At 72.5% G+C, this 21,144-nt stretch carries 19 protein-coding genes and 1 riboswitch; of the genes, 8 read left to right on the top strand and 11 right to left on the bottom strand.

What is annotated here, in order from left to right:
* The first annotated feature begins 60 nt into the window (after positions 1-60).
* Positions 61-507: a hypothetical protein gene (locus GA0070607_RS30525; protein WP_089021295.1), complete on the top strand. Its 447-nt coding sequence runs from the start codon at positions 61-63 to the stop codon at positions 505-507.
* 23 nt (positions 508-530) lie between these two features.
* Here the strand turns inward: GA0070607_RS30525 and GA0070607_RS30520 are convergent, their stop codons facing one another.
* A complete protein-coding gene (locus tag GA0070607_RS30520; RefSeq protein ID WP_089021294.1) occupies positions 531-1,373 on the bottom strand; it encodes a DUF3152 domain-containing protein in 843 nt (280 codons plus the stop codon).
* Positions 1,374-1,511: 138 nt separating this feature from the next.
* On the opposite strand from GA0070607_RS30520, the gene GA0070607_RS30515 reads away from it, so the two are divergent.
* Positions 1,512-2,015, top strand: coding sequence for a SigE family RNA polymerase sigma factor (locus tag GA0070607_RS30515; RefSeq protein WP_089021293.1), 504 nt, complete (start codon positions 1,512-1,514; stop codon positions 2,013-2,015).
* Entirely contained in the window at positions 2,012-2,773 is a 762-nt protein-coding gene (locus GA0070607_RS30510) for a hypothetical protein (RefSeq protein WP_089021292.1), read from the top strand. The genes GA0070607_RS30515 and GA0070607_RS30510 overlap by 4 nt, the downstream gene beginning before the upstream one ends.
* A gap of 28 nt (positions 2,774-2,801) precedes the next feature.
* On the opposite strand, the gene GA0070607_RS30505 is transcribed toward GA0070607_RS30510, so the two are convergent.
* Positions 2,802-5,594 carry an ATP-binding protein gene (locus GA0070607_RS30505; RefSeq protein ID WP_089021291.1) on the bottom strand — a complete coding sequence of 931 codons (2,793 nt, stop codon included), beginning with the start codon at positions 5,592-5,594 and terminating at the stop codon, positions 2,802-2,804.
* 320 nt (positions 5,595-5,914) lie between these two features.
* Between GA0070607_RS30505 and GA0070607_RS30500 the strand changes: the two genes are divergently transcribed.
* Positions 5,915-7,672: a M28 family peptidase gene (locus GA0070607_RS30500; RefSeq protein ID WP_089021290.1), complete on the top strand. Its 1,758-nt coding sequence runs from the start codon at positions 5,915-5,917 to the stop codon at positions 7,670-7,672.
* Between the two features lie 133 nt (positions 7,673-7,805).
* Complete coding sequence (locus GA0070607_RS30495; protein WP_089021289.1) at positions 7,806-8,312, top strand: hypothetical protein; 507 nt, start codon at positions 7,806-7,808, stop codon at positions 8,310-8,312.
* 102 nt (positions 8,313-8,414) lie between these two features.
* Here GA0070607_RS30495 and GA0070607_RS30490 read toward each other — a convergent pair whose 3' ends face one another.
* Positions 8,415-9,113, bottom strand: coding sequence for an SDR family oxidoreductase (locus GA0070607_RS30490; RefSeq protein WP_089021288.1), 699 nt, complete (start codon positions 9,111-9,113; stop codon positions 8,415-8,417).
* A 231-nt stretch (positions 9,114-9,344) separates the two neighbouring features.
* Between GA0070607_RS30490 and htpG the strand changes: the two genes are divergently transcribed.
* From htpG to GA0070607_RS30475, 3 genes are all read left to right on the top strand, one after another.
* Positions 9,345-11,261 (top strand): molecular chaperone HtpG, encoded by a 1,917-nt coding sequence (gene htpG / locus GA0070607_RS30485; RefSeq protein ID WP_089021287.1) that lies wholly within the window; start codon positions 9,345-9,347, stop codon positions 11,259-11,261.
* Between the two features lie 734 nt (positions 11,262-11,995).
* Complete coding sequence (locus GA0070607_RS30480; RefSeq protein WP_089021286.1) at positions 11,996-13,171, top strand: hypothetical protein; 1,176 nt, start codon at positions 11,996-11,998, stop codon at positions 13,169-13,171.
* A 147-nt stretch (positions 13,172-13,318) separates the two neighbouring features.
* Positions 13,319-13,490: riboswitch (cyclic di-AMP (ydaO/yuaA leader) on the top strand.
* Positions 13,491-14,138 (top strand): LysM peptidoglycan-binding domain-containing protein, encoded by a 648-nt coding sequence (locus GA0070607_RS30475; protein WP_089021285.1) that lies wholly within the window; start codon positions 13,491-13,493, stop codon positions 14,136-14,138. It abuts the riboswitch before it with no gap.
* A gap of 71 nt (positions 14,139-14,209) precedes the next feature.
* Here GA0070607_RS30475 and GA0070607_RS30470 read toward each other — a convergent pair whose 3' ends face one another.
* From GA0070607_RS30470 to GA0070607_RS30435, 8 genes are all read right to left on the bottom strand, one after another.
* Positions 14,210-14,557 (bottom strand): hypothetical protein, encoded by a 348-nt coding sequence (locus tag GA0070607_RS30470; protein ID WP_089021284.1) that lies wholly within the window; start codon positions 14,555-14,557, stop codon positions 14,210-14,212.
* Between the two features lie 102 nt (positions 14,558-14,659).
* Complete coding sequence (gene dinB, locus GA0070607_RS30465; protein WP_089022203.1) at positions 14,660-15,847, bottom strand: DNA polymerase IV; 1,188 nt, start codon at positions 15,845-15,847, stop codon at positions 14,660-14,662.
* A gap of 65 nt (positions 15,848-15,912) precedes the next feature.
* Positions 15,913-16,425 carry a GNAT family N-acetyltransferase gene (locus GA0070607_RS30460; protein ID WP_089021283.1) on the bottom strand — a complete coding sequence of 171 codons (513 nt, stop codon included), beginning with the start codon at positions 16,423-16,425 and terminating at the stop codon, positions 15,913-15,915.
* Positions 16,422-16,940, bottom strand: coding sequence for a GNAT family N-acetyltransferase (locus tag GA0070607_RS30455; RefSeq protein WP_089022202.1), 519 nt, complete (start codon positions 16,938-16,940; stop codon positions 16,422-16,424). Before GA0070607_RS30455 ends, GA0070607_RS30460 begins: the two co-directional genes overlap by 4 nt.
* Positions 16,941-16,996: 56 nt before the next feature.
* On the bottom strand, positions 16,997-18,571 hold the full coding sequence (locus GA0070607_RS30450; RefSeq protein WP_089021282.1) for an FMN-binding glutamate synthase family protein: 1,575 nt from the start codon (positions 18,569-18,571) through the stop codon (positions 16,997-16,999).
* 61 nt (positions 18,572-18,632) lie between these two features.
* The gene (locus tag GA0070607_RS30445) at positions 18,633-19,046 is read right to left on the bottom strand and encodes a VOC family protein (RefSeq protein ID WP_089021281.1); all 414 of its coding nucleotides are present in this window, start codon (positions 19,044-19,046) and stop codon (positions 18,633-18,635) included.
* Positions 19,047-19,189: 143 nt separating this feature from the next.
* Positions 19,190-20,320 carry a peptidoglycan recognition protein family protein gene (locus GA0070607_RS30440; RefSeq protein WP_089021280.1) on the bottom strand — a complete coding sequence of 377 codons (1,131 nt, stop codon included), beginning with the start codon at positions 20,318-20,320 and terminating at the stop codon, positions 19,190-19,192.
* A gap of 110 nt (positions 20,321-20,430) precedes the next feature.
* Complete coding sequence (locus GA0070607_RS30435) at positions 20,431-21,120, bottom strand: RraA family protein (protein WP_089021279.1); 690 nt, start codon at positions 21,118-21,120, stop codon at positions 20,431-20,433.
* Positions 21,121-21,144 lie beyond the last annotated feature (24 nt).

The following is a 21,144-nucleotide window of genomic DNA, read 5'->3' as shown; positions in this document are numbered from 1 at the left end:
CCGCCGGCGTCCGCCGGGCCGTCGGCCCCGGTGACGCCCGCACCGGTGACGCCTGCCCCGATGGTGCCGGCATCGACCCCCACGCTCACCGGATCGTCGACCGGTCTCCGGCAGCCGGCCGCGCCCGCAGCGCCCGACCGCACGGCCGGCGGTCGGGGCCAGCGTGAGGCGGCCGTGCCGCTGCCGAACGGTGGCGACCCGGTCGCCCCGCCGACGCTCGCCGCCCCGGACCGGGGCGGCTGGCCGGTGCTGCCGGCGTACTACCTGCTGGTCGCGGGTGCCCTCGCGGTGCTGGCGCTGCTGCTCCTGCGTCCTCGCCGGGCGGCCCGCGCGGCCCGCGCGGCCGGCGCCGCCGGTGCCCCCGCCCCGGCGCCGGCACCGACTCCTGCGCCCGATCCCGGCCCTGCGCCGGACAATGTCAGCCGACTTCCCACCAACCTCAACGCCATCTACGAGCTGGGCCGGCTGGACGAGCGGCTCGAACAGGAACGCCGTCACCGGTCCTGACGCGCGGCGCCCGGCCGCCGGCCTCAGCGAGCCGGCCGAGCGCCCTCGCGCGGCGGGATCTCGTCGTGGTACGCCCCGATCGGCCCGCGGTAGCGAACCCCGTCCGGGTACGGCCAGGCGTTCGCGACGCACCCGTGCAGGCCCAGCGTCTGCTGCTGCATCACCGGTGCCGGCCGACCCCGCCCCGGGCACCGCTCGTGACCCAGGCCGAGCCGGTGCCCGACCTCGTGGTTGACCATGTACTGCCGGTACGTGGCCAGGCCGGCGCCGTATCCCGGCACCGCCTCGACCCAGCGGGCCACGTTCAGCACCACCCGCTGGCCATTGCGGCACGAGGTGTAGCCGTCCGGAACGTCCTGGCACAGTTCGTCACGGGTGCCGGGGGTCGCCAGGTAGATGGTGAAGTCGGCCGGCGTGCCGGCGCCCACCCTGCGTAGCCGCCAGGTGCCGCCGCCCGTCCACCCGCGCGGGTCGTTGAGTGTCGCGGAGATCGCCGCGGCGACGTCGGCCACCGGCAGGCCGCGGATGTCGCGCTCCACGGAGACCCGGTACCGCAGCAGCCGCCCGCTGTCGCCGTGCCCGGAGGCCGTCTCTGCGGGGGCCGTCGACCAGCGGTTGCCGCCGGTCGCGGGATAGCTGATCGCGGCGGCCGGGGAGGGCGTGACATCGGTGCTCCCGGCGGCTCCCGCCGGTCGGCCGGTCGTGGCCCGCCCCGCCGGGGGTTGCCCAACGCGTTCCGGCCCGGTCGTGGGCGGGCCGGTGGCGGGTTGCCCGGCCGCCGGCAGGCCGCAGCCGGTGAGCAGTGCCACCACCAGCACCAAGGCCGCAGAGGCGGCCTGGCCTCGACGGGTAGCCTTCGTCGACATCTCTCTCCCCTCGCGCGCCGGTCTGCGGCGCCGCAGGGGAGGAGACGGGTGACGCCGCCGAAAAGTTGATCTCAAGAAGACTCAACCTTTCGTGGTCCTCGCCCGTCCGTAACGGTGTGGCACGGGGGAGGGTTCGGCGTGGCGCGGGGTGACGAGGAGTTCGTCGAGTTCGCGCGGGCGGCGTCCGCGCGGCTGGTGCACGCCGCGTTCCTGCTGACCGGGGATCATCACCAGGCCGAGGATGCCGCGCAGACCGCCCTGGCCCGCACCTACGCGTCCTGGTCCCGGATCCGCGACGACGACGCGTACGGCTACGCCCGCCGCATCCTGGTCAACCATCTGGTGGACGGGTGGCGGCGCCCGATCCGGGAGTATCCGACCGAGGAGGTCCCGGAACAACGGCGGGCCGACGTGGCCGACGAGGTGGCCACCCGGCGCTGGTTGACCGCGATCCTCGGCGCGCTCAGCCCACGCGAGCGCGCCATCGTCGTGCTGCGCTACTACTTCGATCTCCCGGAGGCGCAGGTGGCCCGGGAACTCGCCATCTCGGTGGGCACGGTCAAGAGCACCAGTTCTCGGGCGCTGGAGAAGCTGCGCGCGGCCGGACCGAGCGCGTTCGACAGTCAGGAGGCGTGCCGATGAGCGAGCTGGACCGGCTCCGCCACGCCATGCGGGCCACCGAGCGTCCCGAGGCCACCCTCGACCTGGCGGCCGTCATGCGTGACGGGCGGCGGTTGCGGATTCGCCGCCGGGTCGCCGGAGCCGGGGCGACGACGCTGGCGGCCGCGCTGGTCGCCGCCGTCGTCGCGGTGGTGGTCGGCGCGCTACCGGGCGATCCGCGTACGGTCGAGCGGCCGCCGCAGGTCGCGGTCGCCCCCACGCCGCCGGTCGGCGTCTCTCCGACGCCGCCGGGTGGCCCCGGACCCACGCCGGCGACCACTGTGGGCCGTGGGGAGCCGCCGCCCTCGCCACTGGGCCAGGTCGTCGACAGCGGGATTCGGCACGGTGGCGACCAGCGGGTGTACTACGTCGTTCAGGTGTCGGTGCCCGGCCAGCCCCGGGTGAAGATCGGGTTGGCCGCCGGACGCCGCGCCCCGGACGGCACACTGACCACGGATCTGCTGGTCAACGACGTCGAGGGGGCGGACCGCAGCCCCGGGTTCCACCAGATCGGCTACGACAGCGGGGGAGCGGCCGCGCCGGTGCCCACGTTCGGCTACTTCGTCGGACCGGCGCAGCGGATCACCGGCACGGTGGACGGCCGGCAGGTCACTGCCCGGCTGACCCGGTGGAGCGCCGACAAGCAGGTGGTGATCTTCTGGTTCGACCCCGCCGAACTGGCGCCGGGCGATCGGCTGGACGGCATCGTCGCCCGCGACGCCGGCAACCATCGGCTGTGACGCGCTGGTCGTCGCGCGCAAGGCCGGCTCAGGCCAGCCGACCCTCGATGGTCACCGTCGTCCCCTCGCTGGTGGAGACCAGCCGCACGTCGCCGTAGGCGTTCATCAGCAGCGCACCCCGTCCCCGGTCCATCGCCGGCCGGCGGTCCCGCCAGGTGCCGAAGTCGCGCACCGAGATCCGGACCAGGCCACCGCCAGCCTGGAGCCGGACCCGCACCTCCGGACGGCTGGGTCGCTGGGCGTGCTCGACGGCGTTGTTCACCGCCTCGGACGCGGCGAGCAGCAGGTCCTCCCGCACGTCCGGATCGACGTGCAGGCCGCTCAGCGCCAGCCGGACGTCGCGACGCATCGCCGCCGCCGACGTGGGCGCGGAGGGGTACGTCCATCCGACGTCGACGGCATCGCCGGCCGGTCCGTCGCTGGCCGTGGCGGGGCCGGGCGAGGTCGGCTCCACGGCCGTCGGAGCCGGCGCGACGGTGGTGGCCATGGCCGGTCGCGCCGCCGCCGGGGTGGCGTCGAATGCCGGTGGGATGTCGTCGGACCAGGCCTGCGCCGCGTCGGACCGGGGTGCCGCGCTGGCGCGGGACCGGCGGATGACGGCGCGGATCCGCGCGATCAGCTCGGCTGCGGCGAACGGCTTCACCAGGTAGTCGTCGGCGCCCAGGCTCAGGCCCGCCACGCTGGCGTCCCCACCGGCGCGGGCGGAGAGCACCAGCACCGGCAACGCCCGGGCCGCCGGGTCCGCGCGGAGCCGGCGGACCAGCTCGAAGCCGTCCAGCACCGGCATCATCACGTCGGTGAGGAGCAGGTCCGGTGGATCGCGGTGGACCGCGTCGAGGGCCTGCCGGCCGTCGGTGACGGTCCGCACCCGCCAGCCCTGCCCGGTGAGCAGCCGGCTCAGGTACGCCCGCATGTCGCTGTTGTCGTCGGCCACCAGGATCCGCGCCCCGGTCAGCTCGTCCCCTGCGGAACCGGACGCCGGACCGGGCTCCGCGACGCCACCGCCCGGGTCGGCCAGCCAGGTCACCGCCTCCTGGACGGCGGCACGGGCCGCGTCGCCCCGCCCGTCGGGCGGTGCTCCGGTCGCCACGCGGCGCGCCGCCGACCACGGCAGCGCCACGGTGAAGGTGCTGCCGGCGCCGACCCGGCTGCTCACCCGGACCTCGCCACCCTCGAGGCGGGCCAGCTCGTGCACCAGGGCCAGGCCGATGCCGGTGCCCTCGTGACTGCGCGAGAGGGCGCCCTGCACCCGGTGGAAGCGTTCGAAGAGCTTCGGCAGCTCCTGCTCGGCGATGCCGATGCCGGTGTCCGTGATGGTGAGCCGCACCTCCTCCTCGTCGGCCTCCAGGCTGACCCGGATCCGGCCGATGAACGTGTACTTCAGGGCGTTGGACAGCAGGTTTGTGACGATGCGTTCCCAGTTGACCGGGTCCACCGTGACCGGCCGGGGCAGCGGCGGGCAGTCGACCTCCAGGGTCAGACCGGCCCGCTCGATGGCGGCCCGGAAGACGCCGGCCAGCTCGGCGGTGAGGGCGGCGAGATCGACCACGTGCGCATCGCTGCGGGCCTGTCCCGCCTCCAGGCTGGAGAAGGTGAGCAGGCTGTTGACCAGGGTCAGCAGGCGGGTGGCGTTGCGCCAAGCGGTCTCCACCCGCTCCCGCTGCACCGGTGCCAGTGGCGCGGTGGCGTCGGTGAGCGCGTCGGCCAACGGACCGAGCATGAGGGTGAGGGGGGTGCGGAACTCGTGGCTGACGTTGGTGAAGAAGCCGGTCTTCACCCGGTCCAGTTCGGCCAGCGCCTCGGCCCGGCGCCGCTCCTCCTCGTACGCCCGCGCGTTGCGCAGCGCCACCGAGACCTGCTGGGCCAGTAGGTGGTAGAAGGAGCGGTACGCCTCGTCCAGCCCCCGGCTGGGGCTGACCCCGACCAGCAGGACGCCGAGCGGCTGGTCCGCGGCGGCCGAGGGCAGCGGCAGCGCCAGCGCGGTGTCGACAGGGTCCTTCCACGGGCCGGCCGGCAGTGGCAGCCAATCGGCGACGCCGGTCACCTCGGTGGGTCGGCCCTCGGCGGCGGCCGGCAGACCCCAGGCGCGGGCGGCCCTGCTCGGGTCGGTCAGTTCGGTGGCCTCCGGCAGCGCCCCCGCCACGGTGGCGTCACCCGGGTCGCCGCCGGCCCAGGCGACCCGGCGCAGCACCGTGCCGTCGCGCAGGTAGATCGCGGCGAACGGCACGTCCAGCGGGTGGACGTCGATGGCGTCGATCAACCGGGCGCCGGTGGCGTCCACGTCGACGGTGCGCCCGTCGCCGCGTACGGCCAGATCACGCAGCAGTCGTAGCCGCCGTTCGCCGACCACCTGCTGGGTGACCTCGCTGCACACGGTCAGTACGCCGACGGTGCGGCCCTCGTCATCGCGGGCCGGGGCGTGCGAGACGCTGAAGTACGCCTCCTCGCGGTAGCCGGCCCGCTCCAGCAGCAGTTGCAGGGCGGGCACCCAGCTGGCCACCCCGGTCGCCATGGCCTGCTGGATCAGCGGGGCGAGCACGTCCCAGCCCTCGGCGAGGGTCACCCGCACGTCAGCGCCGAGCGCGGCCGGGTGCTTGTCGCCGATCAGCGCGGAGTAGGCGTCGTTGTAGAGCTGGGAGAAGTTGTCACCCCACAGCAGCAGCATGGGGTAGCGGGAGCTGAGCACCATCCGCACCGCTGCCCGCAGGCTCTGCGGCCAGCCGGTCACCGGGCCGAGCGGGGTGGCGGTCCAGTCGAGTTCCGCCATCAACCGCCCGGTGTCACCGCCGTCGGTGAACAGGTCCGTGCTGGGTCGTCTCACGCTCGACCCGGCTCCATCGCAAGCCCCCGTTCCGGGCCCGACGACCCCTGCTGGCGTTACCTACCCATCCTGGCACCTTCACTCACCTGTGCCGACGCCGGCACCCGCCGATGCCGCCCGCCCGGGTCGCGGTGCGCTCGGCGTACGGGGCGGCGACGGCGAAACGTACCCTTGCGCCCCCGTCGTGCCGGTGTGAGCGACTCGCTGGGCAGCGAGGCGGCGGCCACCGAACCGGTGGGCGTTCCGGACGAACGACCGATGCCCCAGACATTGATATCTGTAAGTGTCTCGGTTATCTCTCCAACCCCCGAGGAGCCCCCATGAGAGGCAGAACGCTGAGCGCGGGCATCGCGCTCGCCGTGTTCACCGGGATGACGGTGACGCTGGCCGCCCAGCCGGTGACCGCGTCACCCATCGCCGGAACGGCAGTGGCCCGGCCGATCGCCGCACCCGCCGCCGTCCTGGCGGCGCCGGACATCTCCGTCAGCAACGTCCAGGCGCACCTGACCCAGTTCAACTCCATCGCCAGCAGCAACGGCGGCAACCGACGGGCCGGCTCGGCCGGCTACACCGCCTCGCTCACCTACGTCAAGACCAGGCTCCAGGCGGCCGGCTACACGGTCAGCGAGCAGTACTGCTCAAGCTGCACGTACCCCTCGAACAACCTGATCGCGGAGTGGCCCGGCGGTCCGGCCGACCAGGTGGTCATGTTCGGCGCCCACCTCGACGGAGTCTCGGCCGGCCCGGGCATCAACGACAACGCCACCGGTTCGGCGACCCTGCTGGAGAACGCGCTGGTCCTGGCGGCGCAGAGCCCGACCATGACCAAGCGGGTCCGGTTCGCCTGGTGGACCGACGAGGAGCAGGGGCTCAACGGCTCCCGCTTCTACGTCAACTCGCTCAACGCCACCCAGCGCGGCTACATCAAGGGGTACTACAACTTCGACATGGTCGGCTCGACCAACGGTGGCTACTTCATCAACCGGGTCACCTCCACCACTGCGGCGCCGCTGAAGGCGTACTGGGACTCGTTGGGCCTGCAACCCGAGGAGAACGTCGAGGGTCAGGGCCGCTCCGACGACTACTACTTCCAGCAGGCCGGCATCCCCACCTCCGGCTACGCCGCGGGCGCCAGCGCCCGCAAGACCAGCGCCCAGGCGGCCAAGTGGGGCGGCACCGCCAACTCCGCCTACGACACCTGCTACCACCGGGCCTGCGACACCACCGCCAACGTCAGCGCCACAGTGCTGAACCGGGCCGCGGACGGCGTCGCGTACGCGCTGTGGCAGCTCGCCGTGGGCGGCGGCACCCCGACAAACGACTTCTCCGTGGCCGTCAACCCCACCGCGCGCTCGGTCGCGCGGGGTGCCAGCACCACCGCCACGGTCGTCACCGCCACCACCGCCGGCTCGGCGCAGTCGGTCAGCCTCTCCGCCTCCGGCGCGCCCACCGGGGTGAGCGTCTCGTTCAGCCCGTCCTCGGTGACCTCGGGGGGCTCGGCCACGATGACCCTGACCGCGTCGGCCGGCGCGGCGACCGGCACCTTCACCATCACGGTCACCGGCACCGGCTCGGTCACCCGCAGCGCCAGCCTCACGCTCACGGTGACCGGCGCCGGAGGCTGCGCCGGCGGCCAGGTGATCGGCAACGGTGGCTTCGAGAGCGGCAGCACGCCGTGGACGGCGTCCTCCGGCGTGATCACCAGCTCCAGCGGTCAGCCGGCGCGGACCGGGTCGTACAAGGCGTGGCTCGACGGGTACGGCAGCACCCACACCGACACCCTGTCCCAGTCGGTGACCGTGCCGGCCGGCTGCGCCAGCTACACGCTGTCGTTCTGGCTGCACATCGACACCGCCGAGACCACCGCCTCGACGGCGTACGACAGGCTCACGGTGCAGGTGGGCTCGGCCGCGCTGGCGACGTACTCGAACCTCAACGCCGCCGCCGGCTACGCCCAGCGCACCTTCAACGTCGCCGCGTACGCCGGGCAGACGGTGACGCTGAGGTTCACCGGTACCGAGGACTCCTCGTTGCAGACCAGCTTCGTGATCGACGACGTGACGCTGCAGGCGAGCTGACGTGGGTCGCCGGGTGGAGCCGGGCGACCGCCTCCACCCGGCATCTAGTCATGCCCGTCTATCTCTGGTAGAAATCCTTCAAGGCCGGCCCCTGGTTCGCAAAAATTCCACCCCTGACGCGAACGGGAGTGCCATGTCTTCCACCCGATCCACCCTGCGCCGCCGCGTGCTCACACTGCTGGTGGCCACAGTCGCCACGGTCGGCGCCGCGCTCGGTCTCGCCGCCCCGGCCTTCGCCATCAGCCACTCCAGCGCCACCTCGCAGCTGCGCGCCGCCAACGTCTCCTGGACCTCCAGCGGCAACTGCAGCAACCGCAACGTCGCCACCTGCACCTCGTTCGACGGTGTCCGGCAGGCGACGATCAGCGGGATCATCACCTTCAAGCGGGCCAGCGGCTGCGCGGTGACCATCACCGCCGGTACCGAGGTCGGGCATGCCGGCGGGACGTACAGCCACTGGAATGGCTACAAGCTCGACATCGCGCTGAGCACCTGCATCCAGAACTACATCTCCGCGAACTACACCTACGTCGGCTACATCGCCGGCTTCGGCTACCAGTACCGGGCCCCCTCCGGCAACCTCTACACCAAGGAGGGCAGTCACTGGGACATCCTCTTCTACAGCTGTGGCGGTTGCTGACCGGTAGCTGAGGCGGGTACGCGGACGGAGCTGACCGCGTACCGAGGACGGGCCGCCGCCGGGGACCCGGCGGCGGCCCGTCCACGGCCGTGGTGTCGCAGCTCAGGGCAGCTGCGGGTAGAGCGCGGCCACGCCGCCGGCAAGCCCGGCCTGGACCTGCCGGCTGGTCTCGTCGGTCACGATCTCGTACGCGTCGGCCTCGATGCCGTCCACTCCGATCCGCGCGATCGCCGCCGGCTCCGACTTCGGCGCGGTGACCGCGGCGGTCATGTCGGTGTCCATGTAACCGACGTGCAGGCCGGCGACCCGAACCCCCCGCTCGGCGAGCTGGACGCGCAGCGCGTTGGTCATCGACCACTCGGCCGCCTTCGCGGCGCCGTACGCCCCGACGCTCGGGAAGGTCACCCAGGACAGCGCGGAGAGCACGTTGAGGACCGTCCCGCCGCCGTTGCCCGCGATGATCGGAGCGAACGCCCGGACCATCGACAGGGTGCCGAGGTAGTGGGTCTCCAGTTCCAGCCGGACCAGGTCGAGGTCGCCGTCGAGCAGGTTCGTTCCGGTGTCGATGCCGGCGTTGTTGATCAGCAGGTTGACGTCTCCGGCCAGCGCGGCGGCGGCGGCCACCGAGGCGGGGTCGGTGATGTTCAGCCGGACCGGCGTCACGCCGGGCAGGTCGACGCTGTCCGGGTTGCGGGCGCCGGCGTACACCGTCGCGCCCCGGGAGAGGAGTTCGGATGCCAGGTGCCGGCCGAAGCCCCGGTTGGCGCCGGTGACGAGGGCGGTGCTTCCAGCGATCTTCATGGGGTGCTCCAGGGGTCGCGCGCCGCTGCTCGGGCGGAACGGTGGGTGGTCGGGCTCGGTCGGTTCTTGCCGGCCCCGACGTTACCTAGCTGACTTCTGGCAGGCAAAGTCAGCTAACTCACGAAGCGGCGCCACCGGATCGGGAATACGACCGGGACGCGGGCACGACCCCACCGGTGACGGCTCGTATCCTTTCCGCGAACCTCCGCACGAGCCGAGAAGGGAGACGGTGTGAGCAACCAGGCCGAGACGTTGGAGTTCCAGGCCGAGGCGCGTCAGCTCCTCCAGTTGGTCGTCCACTCGATCTATTCGAACAAGGACGTCTTCCTGCGGGAACTCATCTCGAACGCGTCCGACGCGCTGGACAAGCTGCGGCTGGCGACGCTTGTCGACAAGGACCTCGTCGCCGACACCGACGACCTGCACGTCGCCATCGAGGTCGACCGGGACGCCCGCACCCTGACCGTGCGGGACAACGGCATCGGGATGACCCGCGACGAGGTCGTCGGGCTGATCGGCACGATCGCCAAGTCGGGCACCGCCGAGCTGCTGCGCCAGCTGCGCGAGTCCGCCGACGCCCGTGCCTCGCAGGACCTGATCGGCCAGTTCGGCGTCGGCTTCTACGCCGCGTTCATGGTCGCCGACCGGGTCACCCTGCTGACCCGAAAGGCCGGCGAGACCGGCGGCACCCGTTGGGAGTCCGCCGGCGAGGGCACGTACTCGATCGAGACCGTCGAAGAGGCACCACAGGGCACCGCGGTGACCCTGCACCTCAAGCCGGCCGACACCGAGGACAACCTGCACGACTACACCGCCGAGTGGACCATCCGGGAGATCGTCAAGCGATACTCCGACTTCATCGCGTGGCCCATCCGGATGCGCGTCGAGCGCCCGGGCGCCGACGGCGCGGCACCCACCAGCGAGGTGCAGACGCTCAACTCGATGAAGGCGCTCTGGGCGCGGCCCCGCGACGAGGTCGACGCCACCGAGTACCACGAGTTCTACAAGCACGTCAGCCACGACTGGGCCGACCCGCTCGAGGTCGTGCACATGAAGGGCGAAGGCACCTTCGAGTACGAGGCGCTGCTGTTCCTGCCCAGCCACGCCCCGCTGGACATGTTCGCCCCGCAGGGCCGCCGGGGCGTCCAGCTCTACGTCAAGCGTGTGTTCATCATGGACGACTGCGAGGCGCTGGTCCCCACCTACCTGCGCTTCGTCAAGGGCGTGGTCGACGCGCACGACCTGTCGCTGAACATCTCCCGGGAGATCCTCCAACAGGACCGGCAGATCCAGATCGTCCGCCGTCGGCTGGTCCGCAAGATCCTCGCCACGGTCCGGGGCCTCAAGGCCAACCACCCCGAGCGCTACCGCACCTTCTGGACCGAGTTCGGCGCGGTGGTCAAGGAGGGGTTGATCGACGACACCGACAACCGCGACACCCTGCTGGAGATCCTGTCGGTGGGCTCCACCCACGACCCGGCCGAGCCCACCGACCTGGCCGGCTACGTGGCACGGATGAAGGACGGCCAGAGCGACATCTGGTACGCCACCGGCGACTCCCGGGCCACCATCGAGAACTCCCCGCACCTGGAGGCGTTCCGGGCCAAGGGCCACGAGGTGCTGCTGCTCACCGACCCGGTCGACGAGGTGTGGGTCGAGCGGGTCGGCCAGTACGACGGCCGTCCGCTGCGGTCCATCGCCAAGGGCGAGGTCGACCTGGACACCGACGACGAGAAGCAGCAGGCCGAGGCCGAGCGCGAGCAGCAGCGACAGGAGTTCGCCGCGCTACTCGACTGGCTCGGCACCACCCTTGCGGACAGCGTCCGGGAGGTCCGCCTGTCGTCGCGGCTGACCACCTCACCGGCCTGCGTCGTCGGCGACGCGCACGATCTCACCCCGACGCTGGAGAAGATGTACCGGGCGATGGGGCACGAGGTTCCGTCGGCGAAGCGGATCCTGGAGATCAATCCCGGTCACCCGCTGGTTGCCGGGCTGCGCAAGGCCCACGAGCAGAGCGGGGGCTCCGAAGCCCTGACCGAGACGGCCGAGCTGCTGTACGGGCTGGCGGTGCTCGCCGAGGGTGGCGAGTTGGCCGACCCGGCACGGTTCACCCGGGCGCTCGCTGACCGGCTGGCCCGCACCCTGTAGCCGGAGGAGGACTGACCCTGACGTCGGGTGGGCGGCGTCGCTTTCTGGATCGCGCAGCGTCGATCGGGTATCCAGAAGCTTCACTGCTCCGATGGCTACGCCGAGCCCACCCGACGCCGCTGAACCAGATCACGGCGCTGTCCGAGGAGCGGACGGACAACGTCCACGACGCGTCGAGGTCGGCGGAGCACGCGCATCCGGCGTCTCTTTGTGGACTACGTGTGCCCGACACCCGCACGCTGCGGGCCGCTACCAGCTCGGCTGAACGCACTGCCCCTGCCCGCCCCCCGGACCGCCCGAGCCGGCCACGACGCGCACCCCCGTCGCACCGGACCGGCGGGCCGCTGCCCGGCTGCGGGTGACATCACCGAGGCAGCCGGCACCCCTTACGGCGATTGCGGGCATCGGCCGTTACCGAAGGGTGGGGAAAAGTGCGGCGATAGTCATTGGCATTCGCGAATAGCGCTGACCGCTTCGATTTTGTTACATCTGGAGTCCGGGCCGCGCTATTTCATGCTGCGCGCATTCGCGCTAATGAGACAGATTGGCCAGTTTGGAGCGCTCCGCACCTGGTGGGGCTTCCAGAAAATGGCGCCGGCAATATGCTCCCGACGAGCCCCTTCCGCTGTCAATAGACAAAAGCAAATATCCCATTCTCCACTCCGGTCCACGTGCGAAGCAGAGTTTAGGAATGGGCTGTCGCAGCGTGCGGATGCGCCACTATTGGGGGACACATGGCCGTCGTCGTAGTGCTTGATATCGATGAAACTCTGCGCGAGCAGCACAGCCTGACGATCGAAGTCCGCTCGGACGACGTCGCTGTGCCCGTCGCGGTGGCCGCGCTCCGGCAGGCTCTGCTCCGACTCGAAGCGACGGGAGCCGGCGGGGAGCGGGTGGGCCTGGCCGTCGTCTCGTCACCGATCATCCTGCCCGGCGCGCAGCTCCTCGTGATCGACCTCGGCCCGCTCCCCGCCGAGCATGTCCTCGCCATACCGGAGCTGCTGGTCCGGCAACTGCGCGATGCCGGTGTGCGCGACGCTCTGGTCTCGGTGGCCCGGCGCGGCCCGAGCCACGACATCGAGGAGTTCGGCGTGTCCGCCCGGGCCTACCTGCGCGGGCCACTCGGCGCGCCGTTCGGCGACGCCCCGTGCCAACTGCCCCCGCCCCTGCTGAACGTGGCGCTCGACTGGTTGCACGCCGAGCGAGGACGCGCGGACGAGCTGAGCGCTGTCGTGCTCGGCGTGCAGGTTCCCCTTACCGCCGAGGCGGCCGGCCCGGCCACTGCCGCCGTATTGTCCACCCTGCCCACCGCCATCACGGTGACCCTGCTCGCCGGCGACCTCACCAACCGGCTGGTGGCCGCGACCGTCGGCGGCTACCACGATGTGTTACCGGCGGCGGCGTTCTCCGTCGCGCGGCCGCGCGACGACCCTGCCGACCTGGCCGGGCCGATGCACCGGCTGCGCGACAAGCTGCGCGCGCACAGCGGATCGCTGGTCTGGGCCGGAGTGGACGCCGCGCCGGACAGCCGTCGGGTGAGCACGCCACAGTGGTCGCAGCGGCTCCCGAGCGACGAAGAGACGGTGACCCGGCGGCCCGGGGTGGAGATGCTCGCCGACGTGCTCATCCCCGACGCCATGTGGTACCAGATCCTCTCCGCCGGGCACCTCGACCGGCTCGGCGGCCTGCCACCCGGGGCGAAGCCGCTGCCCGGCCGGCGGGCCGAGTTGACCGTCGGAGACGCCGAGCAGTGGCTGCCGGGCCACCCCGACGCCCTCGCGGTCCTCGCCCGGGGCCGCGAGCTGCTCGCCGGCTGCCTGGTCGACGAGGCGCAGGCGTGGCAGATGACGGCCGCCCGGATCCGCCGTGCCGCGCCCCCCGGCGGCTGTTGTGACCGACCTGATCGGTAACGGTCCATCGTGGTCACCGCACAGTCACGCGACATCCGCAACCGCTGCGCGGGCCGCCCCGTGTGCCCCGGTGAAGAAGTTCACAGGGGGTGGGCGACCGTCACCGGCCGTGCCTAACGTCGGTCGGGTTCGCCAATGCGGACACCGCGACCGGCAACGCCTAATCCTGCCCCCGGTCGTCGGAACCCAGTCACCCGGGCAGGAGCGGGGGACCCAACGTTCCTCGGTGCACGTCACCTCGGGGTGAAGCCGCCACCGCGCGGCCGGGCTCCTCGGCCCGAACCCGACAGCTCACCTCGCCGGCGTGGAGGAAGCTCACATGTCATCTGCACACACGCCCCGTCACCGACGGGTCACCACCCGCCGCCTTGCCGTCGGCACCCTGGCCGTCGGCGCGGTCACCGGCGCCGTCGCCCTCTTCGGCCCGGCCGCCCCGGCTCAGGCCGCTGTCAACTGGGACGCGATCGCCAAGTGCGAGTCCAGCGGCAACTGGCACATCAACACCGGCAACGGCTACTACGGCGGGTTGCAGTTCTCGCAGAGCACCTGGGCCGGTTACGGCGGCAAGAAGTACGCCGCCCGCGCCGACCTGGCCAGCCGCGGCGAGCAGATCGCGATCGCCGAGAAGGTGCTCGACGGGCAGGGCATCGGGGCCTGGCCGACCTGCGGCAGAAAGGGCGGCTCGTCGGGCGGCTCCGCGGCGAAGTCCTCGACGAAGAAGTCCGACTCGACGCCCAAGCCCCGGGAGCGGTCGTCGCGCGGCGAGCAGCCGGCGACCCGCCACCACGAGCGCACCGCGCCGTCCACGGACGGCAGGACGTACCTGGTCAAGTCGGGCGACACCCTGTCGGAGATCGCCCAGGCTCATCAGGTCACCGGCGGCTGGCAGGCACTGTACGAGCGCAACCGTCAGGTGGTCGGCGCCGACCCGGGCCTGATCTTCCCGGGTCAGCGGCTCGCCCTCTGACACACGACGCGCGGGCGCCCGACCGGGGACTCCGGTCGGGCGCCCGCGGGCGTGTCGAGAAGGGTGGGGCGTCAGGCGGCCGACGCGGCAGCCTCGGGGCGGGCCGACCAGGTCCGGCGCGCGGCCGGAACGCCCTCAGCGGACCGGTCGGCGGGTGTGGTCACGTCCTCGCCCCGCTCAACGGCGACTGTGGACGGTGTGCCGGCCGCGCCACGGGCCAGCCGCAGCGACTGTTCAGCGGAGCTGCGGGCTGCGCACGGCCACGGCTGGCCGGCGCAGAGCAGGTTGCGGCAGGCGCCGTCCTCGTCCGGCTCATGTGCGCTGAGCACGTCGATCGCGAGCTGCCAGAGCAGCGGGTCGGTCACATCGTCGGGACGCTGCTCGCGCCGGCTCGGACGGTTGCTGGTGTCGTCGGACATGGTGGTCCCCCCTGGTAAGGCTGATCTTTACTACGTTGACCGCTGTGGCCGTCGCTAAACCCTCCAGCGCGTGTGATGTCCGCCCGCGGCCACCGGGTGCGGTCAGTCCGGCAGCAGCGGCATCTCGAAGCCCGGGTCCCGGCCGAGCAGCGCCGCGCGGGTGAGTGCCGCCGATCCGAACCGGTCGCGGACCGCGTCCACCGCGGCGTCCAGCTCGACGCCCGGATCGTGGTGGAACGGCAGCTCCGGCTGGACCGGGTTGTCGTCCAGGTTGCCGACCGAGACGCCGATCAGCGTGACGCCCCGCCTGTCGATCTCGGGCAGGGCGGCCCGCAGCAGCGCCCGCGCGGCGGCGAGCAGCGGCGTGGTGTCCGCGGTCGCCTTGCGGACGGTGTGTGAGCGGGTGGCCCGGGTGTAGTCGCCGAAGCGGAGCCGCAGCATCACCGTGCGCCCGGACCGGCCGGCCGCCCGCATCCGTCGGGTGACCCGGTCGACCAGGCCGGCCAGGACGGCGTCCAGTTCCGCCGGCGCGTGTGGCGTACGGCTCAGCGCGTGCTGCGCGCCCATTGAGCCGCGCCGGCGGCCGACCTGCACGGCACGGGGGTCGTGGTTGTGCGCCAGGGCGTGCAGGTGTCGACCGGCGCCGGCGCCGAGCAGTGACACCAGGGCCGCCTCGCCGAGGCGGGACACCTCGCCGACGGTGCGGATCCGCCGTTCCCGCAGCTTCGCGGCGGTGATCGGGCCGACGCCCCAGAGCCGCTCCACCGGCAGCGGGTGCAGGAACGCCAGCTCGGCGTCGGGCGCGACGACCAGCAACCCGTCCGGCTTCGCCACCCCGCTGGCCACCTTCGCCAGGAACTTCGTCCGGGCCACGCCCACGGTGATCGGCAGGTGGACACGATCCCGGACCTCCCGGCGCAGCCGCGCGGCGATGTCGGCCGGCGACCCGGCCAGCCGGCGCAGACCGCTCACGTCCAGGAACGCCTCGTCGATGGAGAGCCCCTCGACCAGCGGCGTGGTCTGCCGGAAGATCTCGAACACCGCCCGGCTGGCGGCCGTGTACGCCGACATCCGGGGCGGTACGACGATCGCGTCCGGGCAGAGCCGGCGCGCCTGCTGACCACCCATCGCGCTGCGTACGCCCCGCGCCTTCGCCTCGTAGCTGGCCGCCAGCACCACGCCGCCGCCGACGATCACCGGCCGCCCCCGTAGGCGCGGGTCGTCGCGCTGCTCGACCGACGCGTAGAAGGCGTCCAGGTCGGCGTGCAGGATGCTGGCGCCGGGCGACACGTACATATGTTCGCATGGCGTCCGCGATCACTGCAGTGAGCTGGGGGAACGCGCCCAGGCGGTGTCTAGTACCCCGGTGCGGCATCGGTGCGCAGGGTGTACCGGTGCAGCGACACCGCGCCACCGTCGGGGGCGGTCCACTGCGCCGTGCTGGTGCCGGTGCACCGCCACCCGGTGCGCTCGTAGAGCGCGGCGGCCGCGGTGTCGCTGCCTGCCACCTCGAGCACCAGGTCGATCCCGCGCTCGCTCGCCCACCGCCGGGCCCGGTTCAGCAGGGCACCGCCGAGCCCGGTTCCGCGGGCGGCCGGCACCACGAAGAGGCGAGCCACCTCGGCGGTCGGCCGGGCGAGCGACCCGTCCGGCGGGTCGGGCAGCCGGTGCACCGCCACGTGCCCGACGATCGCCGAGTCGGCGTCCACGGCGACCCACGCGCGCGCCGGACGGGGCTCGCGTAGCCACTGGTGTGGGTCGGCGGGCCAGTTCAGCGGGTACCGGTCGGCCCGGTGGACGAGGGCGAGCGCCGCCACGCATCCGTCGAGGTCGGTGGCCCGGCGCCGCCGGATCCGCGGTGGCGTCACAGCTCGTCGAACGGGGCGGCGTACCGGAACTCGCCCCGGATCGACTCCCGCCAGGCGCTCAACGGGCGGGCCTGGAAGTACTGCGGGCCCCACGGCTGCGGCGGAGTGACGCCCAGCTCGACGGCCGGTCGGAACCCGAATCGCGGGTAGTAGTCGGGGTGGCCGAGCAGCACCACAAGCGGCTCGTCCCGGGCGTCGGCCGCGCCGAGCACCGCGTGCATCAGCGCCGAGCCGACCCCGCGTCGCTGCCAGTCGGGAAGCACGCCGAGCGGCCCGATGCCGAGCGCGACCGGTTGGCCGGCCACCCGGGCGCGGGTGGCCACCACGTGCCCCACCACCTGCCCGTCCGGGGCGGTCGCCACCACTGAGTACGCGGGCAGCCAGCCCTCGTCGGCGCGCAACGCGTCGACAAGCGTCGCCTCGACCGGTACGCCACCGTCCGGCGCGGTGAACGCGGCGGCGTGCACCGCGCGGATGGCGTCGACATCGGCGGGCGTCTCGCGTCTGATCAGCACCGCGCCACGATACGGGGCCCCGGCGTCCGGCTCCACGGGTTATCGGCGAGCGCCGGTCAGCCGACGGCGGTGGGGGAGGGCGTCGCACTGCCGCCCTGCGGCGCCTCGGGTGCCATCAGCCGGACGATCTCCGCCCGGTCGGCCGGCGAGGGCAGGCCCCACTCCGGCCGGTAGCCGTACACCTCGTGCAGGGCAGTGGAGCCGGTGCGGCCGTCCAGGATCTCCACCGCGTCGGTGCCGATCAGGCCGGGGTGCTCCACGCCGCACGCCTCGGCGACCTTCACCAGGTCGCGGCGCAGCGTCCGCAGGTAGTTGGCCGCGCGCACCGACTTCACCGTCGGGTCCAGTCCCCGGGCCAGCCAGGCGTTCTGGGTCGCCACGCCGGTGGGGCAGGTGTCGGTGTGGCACTTCTGCGCCTGGATGCAGCCTACAGACAGCATCGCCTCCCGACCGACGTTTACCAGGTCGCAGCCGAGCGCGAAGGCCACGATGGCGTTGTCCGGCAGGCCGAGTTTGCCGCCGCCCACGAAGACCACCTGTTCGTGCAGGTCGTGCTGGGCGAAGACCTTGTACACCCGGGAGAAGCCCTGCTGGAACGGGAGCGACACCGAGTCCGTGAAGATCAGCGGCGCGGCGCCGGTGCCGCCCTCGCCGCCGTCGATCGTCACGAAGTCGACACCCCGGCCGGTGTCCCGCATCAGGGTGGCCAGCTCCTGCCAGAAGCCCAGATCGCCGACCGCCGACTTGATGCCGACCGGCAGGCCGGTCTCGGCGGCCAGCAGCTCCACCCAGTCGAGCAGGCTGTCGCAGTCGGAGAACTCGGCGTGCCGAGAGGGGCTGACGCAGTCCTGACCGGCCGGGATGCCCCGGATGGTTGCGATCTCGGCGGACACCTTCGCGCCGGGCAGCAACCCGCCGAGGCTGGGTTTGGCGCCCTGGCTCAGCTTGATCTCCAGCGCCTTCACCGGCGCCCTGGCGACCAGGTCCTTCAGCCGGTCCAGGCTGAACCGGCCGTGCTCGTCGCGGCAGCCGAAGTACGCCGTACCGAGCTGGAAGACCAGCTCACCACCGTTGCGGTGGTACGGCGACAGGCCACCCTCGCCGGTGTTCTGCAGGCAGCCGGCGAGCGCGGCACCCCTGTTCAGGGCCGCGACGGCGTTGCCGGAGAGCGAGCCGAAGCTCATCCCAGAGACGTTGACCACCGACTCCGGTCGGAACGCGCGGGCCCGACCCCGGGCCGCACCGAGCACCTTGGCGCAGGGCAGTCGCACGTCGTGCCCGGCGGTCGGCGTCGACGGCGGCACGGCCCGGCCGAAGGTACGGTGCTTGATGATCGGATAGCCGGGGGTGTACTCGATGTCGTTGTCCGTGCCGAAGCCGAAGTAGTTGTTCTGCTGCTTCGCCGACGCGTACACCCAGCGGCGCTGGTCCCGGGTGAACGGCCGCTCCTCGTTGTTGCCGGCCACGATGTACTGCCGAAGCTCCGGCCCGACCGCCTCCAGCAGATATCGGGCGCGCCCGAGCACCGGGAAGTTGCGCAGCAGCGCGTGGTCGCGCTGGATCAGGTCCCGCGCGGCGAGCGCGGCGACGGCGGCGGCGACGGCGGGTACGGCTCGACGGGCCCATCTCATGCCCGGCACTCTTTCCGCCCGCGCCGTCGGCCAAACCGGCTGACCGGCGACGCTGCGCTGGTCAGGTCCGGGGTTGGGTGATGTTGACCATCCAGTCGATGCCGTACGGGTCGACGCACTGGCCGTACTCGTCGCCCCACATCTGCTTCTCCAGCGGGACGGTCACCGATCCGCTTTCGGAGAGCTGCGCCCAGTAGCCGCGCAGCTCGTCGGCGTTGTCGCCGCTGAGGCTGATCGCGATGTTGGTGCCGGGCACATGGTTCATCCCGGGCGCGGTGTCCGACGCCATCAGGGTGAACCCGTTGGGGGACTCCAGCCGCGCGTGCATGATCTGGTCGGTCAGGCCCGGCTCGGTGCTGCCGAACTCGCCGAAGGTGTTCATCGTCAGCTCGCCGCCGAACACGCGGTGGTAGAACTCCATCGCCGCCCGGGCCGTGCCCGGGAAGTTGAGGTACGGGTTGAGTCGCGTCTGCACAGCGCACCCTCCTGGGTTCTGGTCAGCGTCATCGTCGCAGACCCCGGGAGGGCGACCAACGAGGCGCGCCCGCGTTCGCGCTGGTCGCCGGGCCCGGCGGCGGCACGGGTGCGAGCCCGTGCCGCCGCTGGCGCTCCGGAGGATCAGCGGTGCCGGAACGACTGGCGGACGTTTCCGCCGACGATCGCGCACCACGTGCTCGTGCTGAGCTTGCCGTTGCGGGGCAGCCCGTGCAGCTCCTGCAGGTCCTGCACGGCCGCACGGGTGGCGTGGTCGTACGCCCCGGTGACTGTGACGGCGTACCCCTTGGTGGCGAGGATCTCCTGCACCGCGGTCACCGGCAGGCCGCTGGCGTGCTGGTCCAACTCGGGCGCCAGGGTCTCCCAGGTCGGCGTGGTGAGGGTGGCGTCCACGTCCACCGGTATGCCGTTGCGTGCCTGCCAGTCCTGCACGGCGGTCACGGTCGCGGCGTCGAACGTGCCGCTGACCGTCACCGGGTAGCCGCGGAAGGCGAGCAGGTACTGCACCACCCGGACCGACGGGGAGTTGACGAAGCGCCACAGGTCCGGCCACCGGCGTGCCGGAACGTCGGCCAGGTCGGTGCCGAGGGCGGCGAACACCCGCCGGCGCAGCGCCGGGAACTCGCGGTAGAAGGCGGCGCCGGGGCACTGCGTGGTGCGGAAGTCCCAGTGGCCGAAGATGTCGTGCGCGTGCAGCCCGTACTGCCGGCAGACGGCGACGCAGAGCTTGACCAGCGAGTCGGTCAGCGCCTTCGGCGGGGTCTCGGTGACGTAGGTGCCCTCGTTCTCGATCCCGATGGCCCGGCCGTTCTCGCCCGGGCAGTGCGCCGAGATCATCTGCCGGTCGCCGGCCTCGAGGCGCTCCAGGCTGCCCCGCCGACCCTCCAGCACGTAGCCGCCCCGACTCACAGTGAAGTGCTGGCCGGTGTCGGACCAGCCGTTGCCGTCCATGTGCAGGTCCTGGCAGTCGTGGGCCAGCTTGACCGCCTGCTCCTGGGAGTAGTCGGTGACGTTCGGGAACGCCATGTGGTGCACGATGATCTTGTTGGTGGCGATGGCGCTGACCGACAGCGGGTCCTTCGGCGGCCGTGCCGCCCACTCGTCACAACTGATGATCCAGTCCAGGTCGCCGCCGGGGGCGGCCTGCGCGGCGCCCGGGAAGGCGAGCTCGCTCCCGACCACGGCGACCGTGGCCGCGCCGAGACCGGCACGCAGCAGCGTCCGGCGGTCCACTTCGGAAGGGTCGACGTGCATGTTCTCTCCTCCTGCGGCCGGCGGTGAATGAAAAGTAGCTCCAGTGGCCGCACGTTCCCCGGAGGATATTGCCAAGACTCGCCCGCGCGCTAGAGGTTCTGCACCCCACGTCACTCCTCGATGGCGCCGCCGATCCGTCGCAGGTGCCGGCGGAAGGTGTAGCTCGGGTCGGCCTCGCGCCGCCCCAGGTAGTCGGCGAATCCGGTCTGCCGCCGCAGTGTGTCCCCGGCCCGGATCCGGGCGGCCTGCTGCCGCTCTACCCGCCGGATCTCCGCGGCCGTGGCCAGCACCTCCCCGCCCCGGTCGGCGGGCACGAACAGCACCCCGTCGTCGTCGCCGAACACCAGGTCGTCCCGGCCCACCTCGTATCCGCCGAACCGGGCACTGGCCAACGCCGCCGGCTCCCGGTCCTCCAGGCGGGACGGTCCGGGCGGGCAGCTGCCGTAGCTGAACACCGGCAGCCCGATCTCGATCAGCTCCGCCGTGTCCCGGTGCAGCCCCCAGATCACCACACCGGACACCCCGGCCGCGCCCGCCTCCAGCACCGCGAGGTCGCCCACGCAGGCCTCGTCCGACCGCCCGCCGTTGTCGATCACCAGCACGTCGCCCGGCTCGGCCCGCTCGAACGCCTCCAGGAACACGTCCACACTGCCGTAGTGCCGTGCCGGAAGCACCCGCCCCGCCACCCGCTGACCGGACACGACCGGCCGGATGCCCGGTGGCGCCACCCGCACCGGCACCCCCAGCCGCACGCACGCGTCCGCCACCAGCGCCGTCGACAACTCACCGAACCCGTCCACCCACGACCCCCTGCGCACTCCGAC

Origin of the sequence: Micromonospora coriariae, assembly GCF_900091455.1 — a bacterium.
Classification (GTDB): Bacteria; Actinomycetota; Actinomycetes; order Mycobacteriales; family Micromonosporaceae; genus Micromonospora; species Micromonospora coriariae.
The sequence above is the reverse complement of the archived record's forward strand: the minus strand, read 5'-3'. Positions and strand labels throughout refer to the sequence as shown.

Excerpts from the sequence above, each read along its gene's own strand:
- GA0070607_RS30525 (WP_089021295.1), top strand. The coding sequence starts at position 61 with ATGGTGCCGGCATCGACCCCCACGCTCACCGGATCGTCGACCGGTCTC.
- GA0070607_RS30520 (WP_089021294.1), bottom strand. The coding sequence starts at position 1,373 with ATGTCGACGAAGGCTACCCGTCGAGGCCAGGCCGCCTCTGCGGCCTTG.
- GA0070607_RS30510 (WP_089021292.1), top strand. The coding sequence starts at position 2,012 with ATGAGCGAGCTGGACCGGCTCCGCCACGCCATGCGGGCCACCGAGCGT.
- GA0070607_RS30500 (WP_089021290.1), top strand. The coding sequence starts at position 5,915 with ATGAGAGGCAGAACGCTGAGCGCGGGCATCGCGCTCGCCGTGTTCACC.
- GA0070607_RS30495 (WP_089021289.1), top strand. The coding sequence starts at position 7,806 with ATGTCTTCCACCCGATCCACCCTGCGCCGCCGCGTGCTCACACTGCTG.
- GA0070607_RS30490 (WP_089021288.1), bottom strand. The coding sequence starts at position 9,113 with ATGAAGATCGCTGGAAGCACCGCCCTCGTCACCGGCGCCAACCGGGGC.
- GA0070607_RS30480 (WP_089021286.1), top strand. The coding sequence starts at position 11,996 with ATGGCCGTCGTCGTAGTGCTTGATATCGATGAAACTCTGCGCGAGCAG.
- GA0070607_RS30475 (WP_089021285.1), top strand. The coding sequence starts at position 13,491 with ATGTCATCTGCACACACGCCCCGTCACCGACGGGTCACCACCCGCCGC.
- GA0070607_RS30470 (WP_089021284.1), bottom strand. The coding sequence starts at position 14,557 with ATGTCCGACGACACCAGCAACCGTCCGAGCCGGCGCGAGCAGCGTCCC.
- GA0070607_RS30450 (WP_089021282.1), bottom strand. The coding sequence starts at position 18,571 with ATGAGATGGGCCCGTCGAGCCGTACCCGCCGTCGCCGCCGCCGTCGCC.
- GA0070607_RS30440 (WP_089021280.1), bottom strand. The coding sequence starts at position 20,320 with ATGCACGTCGACCCTTCCGAAGTGGACCGCCGGACGCTGCTGCGTGCC.